Raw genomic sequence first — 15,397 nt, forward strand, 5'->3', positions numbered from 1 at the left:
GACTATTTTGCTCCGTCCGTGATCAGGTTTGCTTCCGCATCGTTCGCCAAATCCCAGGGGCTCGACAGCGTCCCCCGGATGGCGGTCGCCGCGGCGACGAGCGGCGAGACGAGGTGCGTGCGGCCGCCCTTGCCCTGCCGGCCTTCGAAGTTGCGGTTGCTGGTGGATGCACAACGCTCCCCCGGCGCCAACTGGTCCGGGTTCATGCCGAGGCACATGGAGCAGCCGGCGAAGCGCCACTCTGCCCCGAAGTCGGTGAAGATTTTGTCAAGGCCCTCGGCCTCGGCCTCGATGCGCACGCGGGCGGATCCGGGAACCACGAGCATCCGCACGCCATCGGCGATGGTGCGGCCCCGCAGGACCTCGGCAGCGGCACGCAGATCTTCCACCCGACTGTTGGTGCAGGAACCCAAGAACACGGTGTCGACGCGAATGTCTTTCATGGGCGTGCCGGCTTCGAGATCCATGTATTCGAGCGCACGTTCCGCCGCCGAACGCTCGTTGGCGTCGCTGATCTCGGCCGGATTCGGAACCTGTTCCGACAGCGAAACGCCCTGCCCGGGGTTGGTCCCCCAGGTGACGAATGGCTCGAGCGTGTTGGCATCCAGCACCACCTCGGCGTCGAATGTGGCGCCCTCGTCGGTGGCGAGTGTCTCCCAGTAGGCGACGGCGTCGTCCCAGTCCTCCCCCTCCGGCGCGTGTGCGCGGCCCTTCAGGTAGTCGTAAGTGATCTGGTCGGGTGCCACCATGCCGGCGCGAGCACCGGCCTCGATCGACATGTTGCAGATCGTCATTCGACCCTCCATCGAGAGGGCACGGATGGCGCTGCCACGGTATTCCAAGACGTAGCCCTGGCCGCCGCCGGTTCCGATCTTGGCGATCACGGCCAGGATGATGTCCTTGGCTGTGACGCCGGGGCGCAAGGTGCCTTCAACGGTGATGGCCATGGTCTTGAAGGGCTTCAATGGCAACGTCTGGGTGGCCATCACATGCTCCACCTCGCTGGTGCCGATGCCGAATGCCATCGCGCCGAACGCGCCGTGAGTGGAGGTGTGAGAGTCGCCGCAGACTACGGTGATGCCGGGCTGGGTCAGTCCCAGCTGGGGACCGACAACGTGAACAATGCCCTGCTCAATGTCACCCAGCGAGTGCAAGCGAACGCCGAATTCGGCACAGTTGCGCCGCAACGTCTCAATCTGGGTGCGGCTGGTCAGATCCGCGATCGGCTTGTCGATGGCAAGCGTCGGGGTGTTGTGATCTTCAGTGGCGATCGTCAGATCGGGCCGGCGCACCGGGCGACCGGCCAGGCGCAGGCCGTCGAAGGCCTGCGGACTGGTGACCTCGTGCACGAGGTGCAAGTCGATGTAGATCAGGTCGGGAGTGCCGTCTTCGCCCTTGGCGACGAGGTGCTTGTCCCAGACCTTTGCGGCCAAAGTGCGCGCGGGGGTTCCCGTTTCGGGTGCGTTGTTCATGGTGGATGCTCTTCCTTCAGCAATGGTGATGAGCCGACGACAGACTCCGCGACGAGGGAGGCCTTAGAACGAGGACTCGTCGCGGCAGAGAAGAAGGAGTCGACCACGCAGCATGGAATTAGGCTAACACCTCGCCGTGGGGTGCCAGCGTCGATTCGAGCATGATGACGGTCACATTGTCGCGACCGCCCCGCGCGATTGCCGCCTCGACCAAGGCGTCCGCCGCGCTGGCCAACGCCGCGGCCGACGGCTCCACCTCGTCCGCGGTCGTCAGAATCTGGGCAATTTCGCGGCTGTCAAGCTCAGTGCTGAGCCCATCAGAACAGATCAGGAACCGCTGGCGCCCCTCGACGGGAATCAGCCAGACGTCGGCGTCGGCGTAGTCATCTGTTCCGATGGCCCGGGTGATGACATTTCGTTTGGGGTGCGTTGCGGCATCCTCGGTCCGCAGGAGCCCGGCATCCACCATCTCCTGCACCACCGAGTGGTCGACGCTCAACTGCACGAGTTGGTGACCATCCCAGGTGTAGATGCGCGAGTCGCCGATGTTGAATGCCATCCAACATAAACCCACCCCATCGCCCGCGTCGACGAACGCGACGCCGGCAAGCGTGGTACCGGCAACGGCAGACCCGACGTCCTCGCCGGTGTGCAGGTCAGCTACTGCATCATTCGACGAATGGATGGCATCCAAAATGCGCTCGGGAGTGGATGGCGCCCCCACCTCAATGTGCTCCTCAAACACGCCCACCGCGGTGCGACTCGCTTCGTCGCCGCGGGCATGACCGCCCATTCCATCTGCGACAAGAAATACGGGGGCAGCGGCGAGAAAGCTGTCTTCGTTGACCTTGCGCACGGCTCCGACATCGCTACGAGCGCCGAAGCTCACCTGGGCACGCGCTCCGTCCAGAGTCAGCTCTTCCTGCCCTGTTACAGCCACTGCACACCCCGCTTACGCAATCCGACCTCATTCGCCTCTCAACCGTAGCAAGCCTGCGCGGACTATTCGCTGTCGACCGGCTTGATTTCTTCTGCCAGTGTGTGGCCTCGACGTCGCGCATCGCGGTTGGCCTTGATCAGGCTGGCAATCGTCGCGATGGTCATCGAGGCGATGATGACGCCCAGCGAGGTCCAGGTGTCAATCTCAGGAGCCCAGTCGACACCGTTGCCGCCGTTGATGAACGGCACCTCATTGGTGTGCAGTGCGTGGAAGAAGAGCTTGACGCCGATGAAGAACAGGATGAAGGCGATGCCGTATTTGAGATATTCGAGGCGTTCGAGCAGCCCACCGAGCAGGAAATACAGCTGGCGGAGGCCCATCAGCGCGAACACGTTTGCGGTGAAGACAATGAAGGGGCTTGTCGTGATGCCGAAGATCGCCGGGATGGAATCCAGCGCGAATATAAGGTCGGTCGTTCCGATCGCGATGAACACGATGAGCATGGGCGTGAAGATCTTCTTGCCGTTGACCAGCGTGCGCATCTTCGAGCCGTCGAAGGCAGTCGAAATCGGGATGTGACGGCGCAGGTAGCGGATCAGACCGTTCTCGGTGTTCTCGGTGTCTTCCTCTTTTGAGAGTGCCTGGTGCACGGCCGTGTAAAGAAGGAAGGCCCCGAAAATGTAAAAAATCCAGCTGAAGTTCTCGATCAGCGAAGCCCCGAGCAAAATGAAGATTCCGCGCAGCACAAGGGCGATGATGATGCCGACCATCAGAACTTCCTGCTGATACTTTCTGGGTACCGAGAACCGGGCCATGATGATGACGAATACGAAGAGGTTGTCAATCGACAGACTGTATTCCGTGAGCCAACCGGCCAAGAACTGCCCGGCATACTCGCCGCCTGCAAAGAGCAGCATGAGTAGCGCGAAGACGAGAGCCAGGGCGACGTAAAACACCACCCACAGGGTGGCTTCTTTCATCGACGGCACGTGGGGGCGTTTGTACACGATCAGCAGATCGGCCACGAGCACCAGGGTCAAAACGACCAGAGATCCGATTTCAAACCAGAGGGGTAAAGCGAGAGTCACGGGGCGCCTTTCAGCATTCGGGGAGTGCGGGTAGCACAAAGCCCGAAAGTCTCTCCCGTACTGAAATTTCAGCACCACCGCATCCGGGGCTCCAACCGTGGAACCCGTATTGACGAAATGCGGCATAGAACCCGAATCGAGTTCAGAGGGATACTCCCCTTCGTAGCACCAACTCTACCTGTTCGAACGGACGCGGTGCGCACACGAAAAAGCCCCCGGCACTGTGATAATCACGTGTCGGGGGCTGGTGTTGGTGACCCCAGCGGGATTCGAACCCGCGTTACCGCCGTGAGAGGGCGATGTCCTAGGCCGCTAAACGATGGGGCCGTTTTTGCAACTCAATGAGTATGTCACACGGTTCCACACAGAACCAAACTGAGCAAATCACACGTAGAGGAGGAGTGCCCCCGGGGCAATGTCGACCTGCACGGGGAGGGCTCCGACCCGTTCACCATCGGCGTAGGCGACAACCCCCTCTGCCTCGATCCGAACGCTGCGACAGAGGCGCAACTCGACGCGCGGGTGGCCTGTATGCGTGCCGGAGAATACTTTCGGAAAGACCCGAAGAAACGCCAGACGAGACAGTGGTTTCACCTGGAACAGGTCAAGGAATCCGTCATCGATTTTCGCCTCAGGCGCAATGCGCATCCCCCCGCCGATCGAGACATTATTGGCCACCGAAATCAGCATCGCGCGCACCTCCGACGTGACACCATCAACCGTCACCCGATAGGCAATCGGACGAAAAGTCAGTAGCTCACGCAGGAGTGCAAAGATGTAGCGGCTCGCCCCTTTCGGGCGTGTCATGAGATTTGCACGCTCGTTGACGACCGCGTCGAATCCGGCCGAGAGCGCGCCTGCGAACCACGTGGTCAGTCCGCCATGGCACACGCGGGCGGCGTCAATGGCTCGTGGTGGCCGCGTCAACGATTCGAGTAAATACTGAACCGATTCGGCGGTGTTTCCGGTGGGAATACCCAGGCCTCGCGCAAGGTCGTTACCGGTGCCACAGGCGACGATCGCGAGCGGCAGCGCCGTCCCGGCTGCCACGTTCGTACCCAGGCTCACCATGCCATCACCGCCCACGACCACGAGAGCATCAATTCCGGCGAGCACGCTCTCCTGCACGCTCAACCGCAACAGTTCGATATTGGCTTCGTGCAGGGAGAAAACCGTGTGCCCTGCCGCCCGCAGCGCCTCAACGACACGGGGGCCGACATCCGCTCGACGCCCAAAGGATGCGTGCGGATTGATCGCCACGGCGAGTCGGAGGGCGGAAACAGGCATAAGGGAGAGTATGGCGGTCTCTGCACGCCCAATCGGCCCATCCACCAGCGCGTGTTGCATGGGCCGAGAAAGAAGGGTTAGCTCGACGCATGAAACTCACCAAGTTGGAGCATGCCGCCCTGGTGCTGGAGAGATCCGGCACGAAGCTGTACATCGACCCGGGGTCGTTCACGACGGCACTGACCGAAACGGCGAACACGGCGGCCGTCGTGATCACCCACGAGCATGCCGACCACTGGACTCCAGAGCAGCTTGACCGCATTCTCGAGATGAACCCCGATGTGGTGATCTTCGCGCCGGCCGGTGTCGCGACCGCGGCCGCGGGTTACCCGATCACTGTCGTCGCCGACGGCGACACCACCGAGGTCGGCCCGTTCACCCTGCGCTTCTTCGGGGCCACGCACGCGGTGATCCACTCCTCGATTCCGGTGATCGACAACGTGGGCGTGCTGGTCAACGACGAGCTCTACTACGCCGGGGATTCGTTCACGATTCCTGCGGGCGTTGACGTTGGCACCCTCGCGGTTCCTGCCGGCGCACCCTGGTTGAAGATCAGCGAGGTGATGGACTACGTCATGGCAGTTTCTCCGCGCCAGAGCTTTCCAACCCATGAGATGGTGCTCTCCCGCACCGGTAAAGAAATGTCGAATGTCCGTATCAAATTCGCGACGGAACACGGAGGGGGCACGTTCTTCGCACTCGAACCGGGCGACACGCTCGACCTGTAGGGCTCGATCTGGCACTGCGACACGAGGTGGCACAGTGACACGAGGTGGCACAGTGACACGAGGTGGCACAGTCACACGTGGTGGCCGACGGGTGGTTTCTCAACGGGCTTCCCAGCGAAACCAGCGGATGCCGATGAACGAAAACACCGAGATGTAGGCGGCGCATGCACTGAGGGAGTTGGTGTCGGCCGAACTCCACGCTGCGAGGTGGAGCACCCCATTGAACAGATCGATCACTGCGCCGACGGGCGTCCACTCAGCGAACGATTGAAACCCACTGCCGAGAATTCCGGTGACGCCGAGTATTCCGACAAGGATGAGTCCGATGTAGAGCACACGTCCCACCGCATTGACAACGCTGGACGACCGGATGAGCGCGACAATTGCTTGGCCAATGCTCAGAAACACTGCGCCGCCGAGCACCGCCACTGCCAACACCAGTAGATACTCGCCGACCGTGTAGGTCACCGCATATATGATGCTTCCGAACACCAAGACGATAATCGCCGTGACGAGGTTGGCGGTGAGTTGCACGACGATGCGACTGGCCATGATGCTCCAGGTTGGGGCCGGCGTGACCCGCAGCCGTTGCAGCACACCGATTTCACGATCGCGGGACAGATTGAGCGCGTATCCGATCAGGCTCGACGATATGAGCCCGTAGGTGATGGCCATCCCAATCAGAAATGATGCTCCCCCGAATGTGAGCGAGCCGTGGCCGAAGTTGGTGATCACCAGGATGACGATCGGTACGGCGATGTTCAAAATCAGGGTGCGGCCGCTACGCGCCAGCACGACGAGATCAGCACGAAGCAGCGACCTCATCATGAGCGAGACTGACGGCCCGTTCGCTACGGTCTGGCCCTCAGTCACGAATCTCACTCCCCGTCAATCCAATGAAGACGTCTTCCAGGGTGACCTCAGTGCGCGCCACTTTGAGCACGCGCGGATCCGTGCGATGCTTCGCGATCAATTCGTTCGGAGTTCCAACTGTAAGCAGGGTGCCCCTGTCGATGATCGCAACCCGATCGCAGACGGCCTGCGCCTCCTCCATCGAATGCGTCGTGAGGAGGATGCTGCCGCCACCGGCGCGCAGATACTCGATGCGGTTCCAGAGCTGCCGGCGAGATTGCGGATCCAGCCCGGACGTGGGCTCATCTAACAACAGCAGGCGCGGAGTATGAATAACCGCGATCAACAGCGAGAGCCGTTGCTGCTGCCCGCCGGACAGCTTCTTGACTGACTTCCCTAGTTCCCCGTCCAGGCCGATCTCTCGCAGACGACCGATGATCTCCATTTTCGAGAGTCGGACCCCGTAAAGCCCCGCGTACAGCAGCACGATCTGTTCGATCGACAGCTCGGGTTGAAAGCTGGATTGCTGCAACTGCACGCCGATGCGCGCCTTGGCCGCAATCGGGTCGCGCAGCACGTCAATGCCATCGATGATCACCGCCCCGGACTGTGGCTTGACGAGTCCTTCTATTGCGCTGAGTGTGCTCGTCTTGCCGGCGCCGTTCGGTCCGAGTAAACCGAAAATCTCGCCGGTCTCGACCGCGAGTGTCACGCCATCGACGGCGATTTGAGCACCATAGCGCACAACCAAATCGGTGACGCTCAGAATTCGAGACGCGGTGCCCGGCTGCTTGTCATCAACCATGACGCAAATATATGCCTGACGAACCGTATTCCTGCTCACGAGTCACGCATTGGGATGGCCAGAGGCCTTGCCCTCACGGTTCCGACCCCTCCGGCATGAATCGAATTCATAACGCACAGGGGCATTTCCCCCAATTTGGGTAGATACTTCGTGAAGGCCCGCTTCCGCCGACGAATGGATCGGTCGTATGAACTGGATCATTTCGAATTTTGGTCTCATCAGCCAGCTCACGGTCAATCACGTGCTCCTCAGCGTCCCGCCGATCGCCCTCGGCTTCTGTGCGGCCGTTCCTCTGGGGTGGCTGGCCAGCCGATGGAAGTCGTGGCGGTCTGTCATCGTCGGCGGCGGCAGCCTGCTCTATACGATTCCATCGCTGCCCTTGTTCGTGATCCTCCCCTACGTTCTCGGCACTCGCATCACCGACCCGATCAACATCGTGGTCGCCCTCACGATCTATGCGATTGCAGTGATGGTGCGGTCGGCGTCGGATGCGTTCGCTTCCGTTCCAGCAGACACAATCGAAGCCGCGACCGGGCTCGGGCACTCCCGTTGGTCGCTGTTCTGGACGGTCGAGTTTCCGCTCGCCGGGCCGGTTCTGCTCGCCGGTATGCGCGTCGTTTCGGCGAGCACCGTCGCTCTCGTTTCGGTGGGCGCACTCGTCGGCTCCGCCAACCTCGGGTATCTGTTCACCGACGGCCAACAGCGACAATTCTTCGAAGAGATTGCGGTCGGCATCGTGGCAAGCCTGCTGATCGCGCTCGTGTTCGACAGCATCTTGGTCTGGATCGGCCACATGCTGATGCCCTGGCCACGTGGTACCAAACGGGGCCGCCGCGAACCGTCGCTCGTCACACTGGAACGGGGTGCGTGACTGTGCAGTTCTTTCTCAGCGCACTCGCGTGGCTTGTCGACCCCGCCAATTATGTGCCCGGTTCGCAGAGTCCGCTGCCGATCCAAGACCGCATCATTGAGCACCTCACCTACACGCTCGTGTCGGTGGCCATCGCTGCCGCAATCGCCCTGCCGCTCGGGTTCTACATCGGCCACACAGGGCGCGGGCGTCAGTTCGTCATCGGCTTCAGCGGCGCGATGCGAGCCGTGCCCACCCTCGGTCTTCTGGGCGCCCTCTTCGTGGTCATCGGACTGACCGTGCCGTTCACGGCGACCGCCTTCATCGCCTCGATCATCGCCTTCATCGTGCTCGCCATCCCATCAATCCTCGCCGGGGCCTACGCCGGTGTGGAGTCCGTCGATCCGGAGACCGTTGATGCCGCTCGAGCGGTGGGGATGACCGAGCGGCAGATTCTGTTCAAAGTCGAGATTCCGCTGTCGCTCCCCCTGATTATCGGCGGTATCCGTGCGGCCGTGCTGCAGGTGATCGCGACGGCCGTGATTGCGTCCTACATCTCGCTGGGCGGGCTTGGCGCCATCATCGCGTCGGGAATCAGCCTGAACAACAACAACGAGATCCTGGGCGGCGCCCTTCTGGTCACCGTGCTCGCGCTCGTCATCGACGGCCTCTTTGCGCTGACCCAGCGACTCACTCGCCGAGGCGGCCCTCCCCGGCCGGCCCGCAGAAAAGTGAAGGCTCGCTTTCAGCCCTCACTGCAGAGACCGTTTGCACTATCGTCCGCCAAAGAAGGGAACCCCTGATGTCCACAGCCAGAAGTAGCACCCGTTTTCTCGCCGGAACGCTCGCACTCGGTGCGCTCGTCGCGCTCGTCGGATGCTCGACCTCCGATCCCACGAAGGCAGCGCCCGAGACGACCGGTGCGCAAGGAGCAAAGATCATCGTCGGCTCCTTCAACTTTCCGGAGAGCGAGATTCTCGGCAACATTTACGCCCTCGCTCTCGAGAATGCGGGCTTCACCGTGTCGACCAAGTTCGGCCTCGGACCACGCCAGACTACGATCCCCGCACTGATCGACGGGTCCATCAACCTGATGCCCGAGTACAACGGCAATCTGCTCTTCTTCTACGACACGAAAGCCACCGCGCGCACGACGGATGAAGTCGACAGCGCTCTGAAGACGGCAGTGCCGAGCGACTTCCAACTCCTCGATCCGTCCCCCGCTGAGGATAAAGACGCCTACGTCGTCACGCAGGCCATGGCCGCCAAATACGGTCTCAGCTCGATCGGGGATCTGTCAAAGATTGAACCCTTCGCGCTGGGCGCCAACCCGCAGTTTGGAACACTCCCATACGGCATCCCTGGGCTCAAGGAGACCTACGGTGTCACTCAGGTCACCTTCACGTCGATCGAGGACTACGGCGGACCGGCGACGGTGAAGGCACTCGTCGATAATGCGGTTCAGGTTGCAGACATCTATACGACCTCTCCGGATTTGGTCACGGCGAAGCTGAAGGTACTCGACGACCCGAAGCATTTGATTGCAGCACAGAACGTCATCCCGTTTCTCAATAAGAGCATCTACAGTGCCAAGCTCGCAACGGTGCTCAATGCCATCTCCGCCACACTCACGACCGACCAGTTGATCGCATTGCGCGACCAGGTCGAGGGCGATTCGAAGACCCAGCCGGCCGTCGCAGCACGCGACTGGCTGACGAAGGAGGGGTTGCTGAAGAAGTAGAAACGGCATCCTGCGCCGCCAGTCACAGCATGGCCCGCCGACGGTTTCCGTGATCCAATAGGATTCAGAAATGATCCCCGCTTATACGACATCCGGCCTGCCCCTGCTTTCAGGGGCAGGCCTCTCATGAGCCATCCTGTGCTCGATGTGCACGCGCAGCCAGCCGAGGCCAGCATTGGAGCCTGGAGCGGCGAACGCACCGGACCTTTCCTTGATGGCAGCCGGGGCGTGCGTGCCCGGGATCGGCGAATCATCGCCGCCTGGGCGGTCGACATGGGCATCGTCCTGTTGGTGTCCGCACTCGCCGGAGTCGGCATGGCCGATTTGTCCTACAGCGTTGACGTCGGCGTGTTCGTGGGCATCGTGATGGTGCTCTTTTTTCCGTGGCTCTACGGTTTTTTCTGCGTCGGAGGGAATTCCCTCGGAACCCTCATAGCCGGCACGAGGCTGGTGAAGTTACGCGACGGATCAGGACCTGGAATGTGGCGCAGCGGATGGTTGATGTTTCTGCGCACCGTTCTGTTCTACTTTGTGCCCCTCAACTCGCTTCTGAGCGCTTTGAACGGTTCAACCGATCCAGTAGTGCGCACGCACCACGTGAGCATCGACAAAGCCGAAACCCGGGCGCTACAACGAAGCTAACCGTGCGAAGTAGATTTCGACGGCCGTCACGAGCGACCCGATCACGGCGAGTCAGGCGACTGCGCTCGAACCGCCCTGTCTCGACAGTGCGGACCATCCGGCCGAAACTACGCTCGGCATTCTGCACCCGAGATGTGAATCGCTGCACCGGGCGGCAATCCATCGCTCTCGAACCTCGCCCGGCGTGGGTACCCCGAGTACTCTGTGCTCAGGCTGTGACGAGCGCTTCGCGACAGACTCGATCGGTAACCCGAGAACACTGAGAGGACCCGAAGATGACCAATCCAGATCTCGACAATGAAGTAGTGCCAGAACCCGGGCCAGGACAACGGCCAAGCGGAGGCTCGGATGCTCCCGACGACGAGGAAGAGGACGTCGTTCCGGAGCCCGGACCCGGCCAACGGCCAGACGACAGCTCCGAGGTTCCCGATTACGAGGAAGAGGACGTCGTTCCGGAGCCCGGACCAGGACAACATCCACGCTCGGAGGATGCCGAGCATGAGGACGAAGGACCAGTAGCCCCAGAGCCGGGGCCCGGACAGCGGCCGGCCTAGGCATCATTGGGCGCGTCACCTCGTGGCGAGCGCACTCGGGTGGATGCCCTCTCACCGAGCCAGAGCGGCCGGTGCGAGGGCATCCACTTTTACGGACTGAAGCGGTTTAGCTCGTGAACGCATCCTTGACGTCGTCGCCAGCCTTCTTCAGTTTCGCGCTGGCCTGATCCCCCTTGCCTTCCACGACCTTTTCGTCATCGCCCGTGGCATGCCCGACGGCTTCCTTGATTTTCCCTTTTACGTTTTCTGCTTCGTGACGGGCTTTGTCCGATGTGCTCATTGTTCTCTTCCTTCTGTGCGGTCTGCCCGACGTGTCGTTCACATCGAGCCCTGGCTCGTTTCCGTGAGGGCTAACGCGCTACGACTTCACTCTCAAGCGGAGCCGTTGGCTGAACGTTTTGTGTGGCGTGCTCCGGGAGCCTGGTCGTTGAACTCAGTCGGGTTCTGACCCCACCGCTGAGCTGAATGAGCGTCGGGACTTGGGTTCCGAGAAGTCGGTCCCACGCCTGCAGACTCATCTGAATCGTGTCGGCCGCTCGTGGAGGGGAGACACCGCGTCGCACTGCGGTTGAAATCTTCAGCACCTGTTGCCGGTGAATGCGGTATGTCGAAACAGAGGACGAGACGAATTCAGTGTTGCCGTTCAACGACTCAAGAAGCGTCTGCTGTGCCACTGCGGCGTCAATGATGACGGTGCCCCCGACCTGCTGGTGCGACGACGCACCGGAGGTGCGCCGTGCAACAAGGCTTCCGGCGTGGCCGCGACCTTGCCGAAAGATGAACAGAAGCATGAGGATGATCACGAGCACGCACACCAGCGCAAGCGCTATCCAAATCCAGCTGTGCCCGGTGGAAGTCAGTGGCGTGGTCTCCAGCCAGTTGCTGACTGTGCGGTAGACATCGGGTGCATTCTGCTTCCAGCCGTCACGAATGGACGTGACAGTTCCGAGCAGAATCGCCGCGATTCCGGCTGCCAGCAGAGCGAATCCGACGAGCAAGATCAGCAAGCGATTCAAGACACGATTGGTGCTATTCATGCGCCGACTTTCCCTTCCGATCTAATCAGTACCGTCGCACGCATTTGAGGACGAAGACCATACGACGCCAATTCCTCCCCAATGACGTCGTTCACGAGTGCCTCGTCAACCGGCAGGCCGGAAACCGGTGTCAGGCGAACGACGGCATGGCGGTGTGACACGCTCACGCTGACGTTGTCAGGATCGACCCCGGCAACCAGCGCGGCGCGGCGCGCCAGCGCGGACGCAACGACCTCGTTGTCGACGACCATGGCTAGACGGTCGTTGATCAGGTGATGGCGAGGGCGCCGCCCCGGCAGGAGCCCTGCCAGCACAATGATCAATCCGACGACGACCGCACTCGCACCGATCAGGATCAACACGGGCATCGGCTGATCCGGAATACCGACGATCGCCTTCGCCGCGTCTCGGGGTGCAACCAGCAACGCCCGCATACCCAATACGTTCAAGACCGACTCGGTGGCCACCCAGGCGCTGAAGATCATCACGACGACGGCGAGCAGAACAGCCAGCACGGATCGAGACGAGTGTGTCTCCCGGCGTACGATGCGCCGATAGAGTGAACGCCGGTCTCTCATCTCACTCGCTCCTCCCCCTCGATCCGGGCGTTGGTCACACGAATATCTACCCGGGACACACGCCGGCCGGTCAGTTGCTCGACTCGCTCCTTCGTCTGCCGTTGCGCTCGCTCACACCGCTCCAGGAGGGTTCCACCAGAGAGCTCCAGCGCTCGCGGATTCCTCTGGATAGCGGCCAAAGACACCACCGGGATGGCGGCACGTACTGTGACCGCCAGCTTTCCGTGATCGTCGGCCAAGTCAGCGCTCACAGCCCGGCCCGCGACGTTCAGTGTCTCGGCGACCGCTGCCGCAGCCACGGCTCTGAGCGCCCGCGCCGTGATCCTGTTGCGGCCGACCAAGGTGCTGGAGCCCGCCGGCTGGTCCCGGTCTGTCATGAGGAGGTGCGTTTCCCGCGGAACGCCGCGACAATGCCGGACAGGCTGATCTTCCCGTCCATGAGCCGGGCCACGATTGCGCCAATCACCATGGCGGCAGCGACGAACACGAAAGCCCAAAAGCCGAACGTGATCCAGGTCAGAGCGAGCACCGCCCCGATCGCCGCACCGACAATGGTGTGGCTCACTGGACTCGCGCTCCCTTACCGACATTCTCGCCCGTTGATTGCGCGTCGTCATCTCCGGTGTGCACATCAGAAATAGTCACATTCACCTCAGTGACTTCCATGCCGACGAGCTCCTGAATGACCTGGTAGACCGCAGCACGCACATCGTCGGCGACCTTTTGCAGTGGGACCGGGTAGTCAGCGACGATTGTCAGGTCGGCCGCGACCTGGGTTTCGCCCACCTCGACACGGACACCCTGTCCGTGATCGGTATTACCGATCACATCACGCACGGCACCGAGCATCCGTTCGGCGCCCCCACCCAGTGCGTAGACGCCCGGAACTTCGCGCGCGGCGATGCTCGCAACCTTGGCGATCACACCATCAGCGATCACTGTCTTCCCGCTCGAACTCATCCCCGTTGCCGCAGGGATGCGCGCCGCGCCCGGCTGGACCGTTTGGCCAGACGTGCTCTGATTGAGATTCTCGTTTGCCATCTGACTGCTCCTTGATTTCACAGCGCATGCATCGGCTGATCCGTGCGCACAAATTTTCGATCTACCCATAAGACGTGTGACCGACGCGAAACGTCACGTCCGCGACAACAAAAGATGCTGTCGGTCCGAGCGGACAGCGCCCACGCGGTCACACCGTCACCGCGGGTGGGCATGGGCTTGTGCAGTTGTAGATGTGCAGGTAAGACGTAAGCGAAAGCGTCATGTTCTGAATCACACAACTGTCGGCGGTGAAAATGGGTGAAGGCAGCGGCGGATTGGCCCTCACTCGCGTGGCCGACAACGTCCTGGTTTCCCGCACAATCGACGGGGACAAGCAGGCGTTCGAGGTGCTGATTCGGCGACACGCGCCGGGCATGCGTGCTTATGCACAGCGCCTCCTCAACTCCTCCAACGAAGCCGACGACGTCGTGCAGGAAACGTTCATCACCGCGTGGGAACAGTTGGAAAGCCTCAGCGACTATTCGGCCGCGCGTGCCTGGCTGATGCGGGTCGTCAGCCGCAAGAGCTTCGATGTGATCCGCGCGCGCAAACCGACTGCCACGCTGACCGCCGAGGCATTTTCATCTCCCGCAGCCCAGCAAACAGAGCACATTGTTGAGATCCGTTCGGCAGTCGAGGACCTTTCTTCCGCGTTGCTTCAGCTTCCCACGGCGCAACGCGAGTGCTGGTTGCTGTATGAGGTGGGCGGATGCTCCTACGATGAGATCGCCGAGCAACTGGGCATCTCGCATCCAGCCGTGCGTGGCACACTGGCCCGAGCCAGAGCAACGCTGATTCGGACGATGGAGGGCTGGAGATGAGCGAACCCAGCGGCCCCCCACGCGACGAGTACCCGGTGGAACAGCTCACCGATTACCTCGACCGGGGACGCACCCCGCGCGATCCGCAGATTGAAAGCTCCCCCCAAGCCCAAATGGTGTTAGCCGCGCTTGCCCGACTGCGCAGCCTCTCCGTGCCGCTGATCGAACGTGATGGCGAGCTTTCCGCACCACTGGCTCAGGGGTGGATCGCGACGATCCTCTCGCGCCTCGGCACCGAATCCAGGGCCGGCCGAATGATCCCCCTGTCTCACCCCGACCCGGCCGTTCAACTTCACGTGACTGAAGGAGCCGTGCGTGGGCTCCTGCGCACGGTTGGGGACGCGGTGCCGGGAGTTCTCATGATCAGCTGCTCGCTTGCCGGCGAGGTCACGGTTCCCGGCGCACTGGTGACTGTGAATGTGGCGGTGAGCGTCTACTGGCGCGAATCCATTCCCTCACTCATTCACCTTCTTCGAGATGCCCTCTCTCGGTCGCTCGTCGACCACACCGAATTGCACGTTGCAGCCATCAACATCACTGTCGCCGACGCCCATGCGATCGACGTACATTCGAGAGAGGCCCGGCTCGATGGTTGACGCGACAACACTCCCATCCCGGCTCACCGCCGCCATCGAACGGATCCCCGGCGTCGTAGGGGTGTACCCAAGCGAGGGTGCCACCGACACCGCGGCCAGAAAGATCCGCTCGGGGCTCGGAGCACGCTCCGTACCGCCCGCACACGTCTCGGTCCGGCTAGAAGACAACAACCTCGCGATCCACGCCAATGTTGCCGTTAGCGCCCAGATCCCCACGCCCCTCACCACAACGCTCGTCGTCGCGGCGATTCGGGAGCTTCTCCGCGGTGCTGTCGGCACGACCGTTCACACGACAATCACGCTCACGGTGAACCGCATCGCCTGATTGTCAAGCCAGAATCTCGGAGCGCACTCAGTCACCGTGA

At 61.8% G+C, this 15,397-nt stretch carries 20 protein-coding genes and 1 tRNA gene; 8 read left to right on the plus strand and 13 right to left on the minus strand.

All coding sequences use genetic code 11. From position 1 onward, the window contains the following. Positions 1-2: 2 nt before the first annotated feature. From leuC to HNR05_RS06295, 5 genes are all read right to left on the minus strand, one after another. Complete coding sequence (leuC, locus tag HNR05_RS06275) at positions 3-1,472, minus strand: 3-isopropylmalate dehydratase large subunit (RefSeq protein ID WP_179578247.1); 1,470 nt, start codon at positions 1,470-1,472, stop codon at positions 3-5. A 118-nt stretch (positions 1,473-1,590) separates the two neighbouring features. Then, positions 1,591-2,412 (minus strand): PP2C family protein-serine/threonine phosphatase, encoded by an 822-nt coding sequence (locus HNR05_RS06280; RefSeq protein ID WP_343062488.1) that lies wholly within the window; start codon positions 2,410-2,412, stop codon positions 1,591-1,593. Between the two features lie 62 nt (positions 2,413-2,474). Beyond that, entirely contained in the window at positions 2,475-3,500 is a 1,026-nt protein-coding gene (locus HNR05_RS06285) for a TerC/Alx family metal homeostasis membrane protein (RefSeq protein ID WP_179578248.1), read from the minus strand. Between the two features lie 251 nt (positions 3,501-3,751). Continuing rightward, a tRNA-Glu gene (locus HNR05_RS06290) sits at positions 3,752-3,827 on the minus strand. A gap of 57 nt (positions 3,828-3,884) precedes the next feature. After that, positions 3,885-4,787, minus strand: a complete 903-nt coding sequence (locus tag HNR05_RS06295) for a diacylglycerol/lipid kinase family protein (protein ID WP_179578249.1) — start codon at positions 4,785-4,787, stop codon at positions 3,885-3,887. Positions 4,788-4,876: 89 nt separating this feature from the next. On the opposite strand from HNR05_RS06295, the gene HNR05_RS06300 reads away from it, so the two are divergent. Continuing rightward, complete coding sequence (locus HNR05_RS06300) at positions 4,877-5,515, plus strand: MBL fold metallo-hydrolase (protein ID WP_179578250.1); 639 nt, start codon at positions 4,877-4,879, stop codon at positions 5,513-5,515. A gap of 99 nt (positions 5,516-5,614) precedes the next feature. Here the strand turns inward: HNR05_RS06300 and HNR05_RS06305 are convergent, their stop codons facing one another. Both HNR05_RS06305 and HNR05_RS06310 read right to left on the minus strand, forming a co-directional pair. Beyond that, a complete protein-coding gene (locus HNR05_RS06305; RefSeq protein ID WP_179578251.1) occupies positions 5,615-6,388 on the minus strand; it encodes an ABC transporter permease in 774 nt (257 codons plus the stop codon). Continuing rightward, positions 6,381-7,172, minus strand: coding sequence for an ABC transporter ATP-binding protein (locus tag HNR05_RS06310; RefSeq protein WP_179578252.1), 792 nt, complete (start codon positions 7,170-7,172; stop codon positions 6,381-6,383). The genes HNR05_RS06305 and HNR05_RS06310 overlap by 8 nt, the downstream gene beginning before the upstream one ends. A 187-nt stretch (positions 7,173-7,359) precedes the next feature. On the opposite strand from HNR05_RS06310, the gene HNR05_RS06315 reads away from it, so the two are divergent. From HNR05_RS06315 to HNR05_RS06330, 4 genes are all read left to right on the plus strand, one after another. After that, complete coding sequence (locus HNR05_RS06315) at positions 7,360-8,043, plus strand: ABC transporter permease (RefSeq protein WP_179578253.1); 684 nt, start codon at positions 7,360-7,362, stop codon at positions 8,041-8,043. Beyond that, on the plus strand, positions 8,040-8,825 hold the full coding sequence (locus tag HNR05_RS06320; RefSeq protein ID WP_343062489.1) for an ABC transporter permease: 786 nt from the start codon (positions 8,040-8,042) through the stop codon (positions 8,823-8,825). Before HNR05_RS06315 ends, HNR05_RS06320 begins: the two co-directional genes overlap by 4 nt. Then, a complete protein-coding gene (locus HNR05_RS06325) occupies positions 8,825-9,763 on the plus strand; it encodes an ABC transporter substrate-binding protein (protein ID WP_179578254.1) in 939 nt (312 codons plus the stop codon). The genes HNR05_RS06320 and HNR05_RS06325 overlap by 1 nt, the downstream gene beginning before the upstream one ends. 126 nt (positions 9,764-9,889) lie before the next feature. After that, positions 9,890-10,405: an RDD family protein gene (locus HNR05_RS06330; protein ID WP_179578255.1), complete on the plus strand. Its 516-nt coding sequence runs from the start codon at positions 9,890-9,892 to the stop codon at positions 10,403-10,405. A gap of 660 nt (positions 10,406-11,065) precedes the next feature. Here HNR05_RS06330 and HNR05_RS06335 read toward each other — a convergent pair. The 6 genes from HNR05_RS06335 to HNR05_RS06360 all read right to left on the minus strand — a co-directional run bounded on the left by HNR05_RS06335 (position 11,066) and on the right by HNR05_RS06360 (position 13,615). Beyond that, positions 11,066-11,239 carry a CsbD family protein gene (locus tag HNR05_RS06335; RefSeq protein WP_179578256.1) on the minus strand — a complete coding sequence of 58 codons (174 nt, stop codon included), beginning with the start codon at positions 11,237-11,239 and terminating at the stop codon, positions 11,066-11,068. A gap of 70 nt (positions 11,240-11,309) precedes the next feature. Next, positions 11,310-11,996 (minus strand): hypothetical protein, encoded by a 687-nt coding sequence (locus HNR05_RS06340; RefSeq protein ID WP_179578257.1) that lies wholly within the window; start codon positions 11,994-11,996, stop codon positions 11,310-11,312. After that, positions 11,993-12,511 (minus strand): DUF6286 domain-containing protein, encoded by a 519-nt coding sequence (locus tag HNR05_RS06345; protein ID WP_179578258.1) that lies wholly within the window; start codon positions 12,509-12,511, stop codon positions 11,993-11,995. The genes HNR05_RS06340 and HNR05_RS06345 overlap by 4 nt, the downstream gene beginning before the upstream one ends. Before the next feature lie 59 nt (positions 12,512-12,570). Next, positions 12,571-12,951: a hypothetical protein gene (locus HNR05_RS06350; protein WP_179578259.1), complete on the minus strand. Its 381-nt coding sequence runs from the start codon at positions 12,949-12,951 to the stop codon at positions 12,571-12,573. After that, positions 12,948-13,139, minus strand: a complete 192-nt coding sequence (locus tag HNR05_RS06355) for a DUF2273 domain-containing protein (RefSeq protein ID WP_179578260.1) — start codon at positions 13,137-13,139, stop codon at positions 12,948-12,950. The genes HNR05_RS06350 and HNR05_RS06355 overlap by 4 nt, the downstream gene beginning before the upstream one ends. After that, positions 13,136-13,615, minus strand: a complete 480-nt coding sequence (locus tag HNR05_RS06360; protein ID WP_179578261.1) for an Asp23/Gls24 family envelope stress response protein — start codon at positions 13,613-13,615, stop codon at positions 13,136-13,138. Before HNR05_RS06360 ends, HNR05_RS06355 begins: the two co-directional genes overlap by 4 nt. Before the next feature lie 275 nt (positions 13,616-13,890). Here HNR05_RS06360 and HNR05_RS06365 point away from each other — a divergent pair, with 275 nt between their 5' ends. From HNR05_RS06365 to HNR05_RS06375, 3 genes are read left to right on the plus strand one after another with little or no spacing between them, the layout of a single operon-like run. Continuing rightward, a complete protein-coding gene (locus tag HNR05_RS06365) occupies positions 13,891-14,436 on the plus strand; it encodes an RNA polymerase sigma factor (protein ID WP_246318361.1) in 546 nt (181 codons plus the stop codon). Next, the gene (locus HNR05_RS06370; protein WP_179578263.1) at positions 14,433-15,032 is read left to right on the plus strand and encodes an Asp23/Gls24 family envelope stress response protein; all 600 of its coding nucleotides are present in this window, start codon (positions 14,433-14,435) and stop codon (positions 15,030-15,032) included. Before HNR05_RS06365 ends, HNR05_RS06370 begins: the two co-directional genes overlap by 4 nt. After that, positions 15,025-15,357 (plus strand): hypothetical protein, encoded by a 333-nt coding sequence (locus HNR05_RS06375; protein WP_179578264.1) that lies wholly within the window; start codon positions 15,025-15,027, stop codon positions 15,355-15,357. The genes HNR05_RS06370 and HNR05_RS06375 overlap by 8 nt, the downstream gene beginning before the upstream one ends. Positions 15,358-15,397: the final 40 nt, after the last annotated feature.

This window comes from Leifsonia psychrotolerans, assembly GCF_013410665.1.
GTDB lineage: Bacteria > Actinomycetota > Actinomycetes > Actinomycetales > Microbacteriaceae > Cryobacterium > Cryobacterium psychrotolerans_A.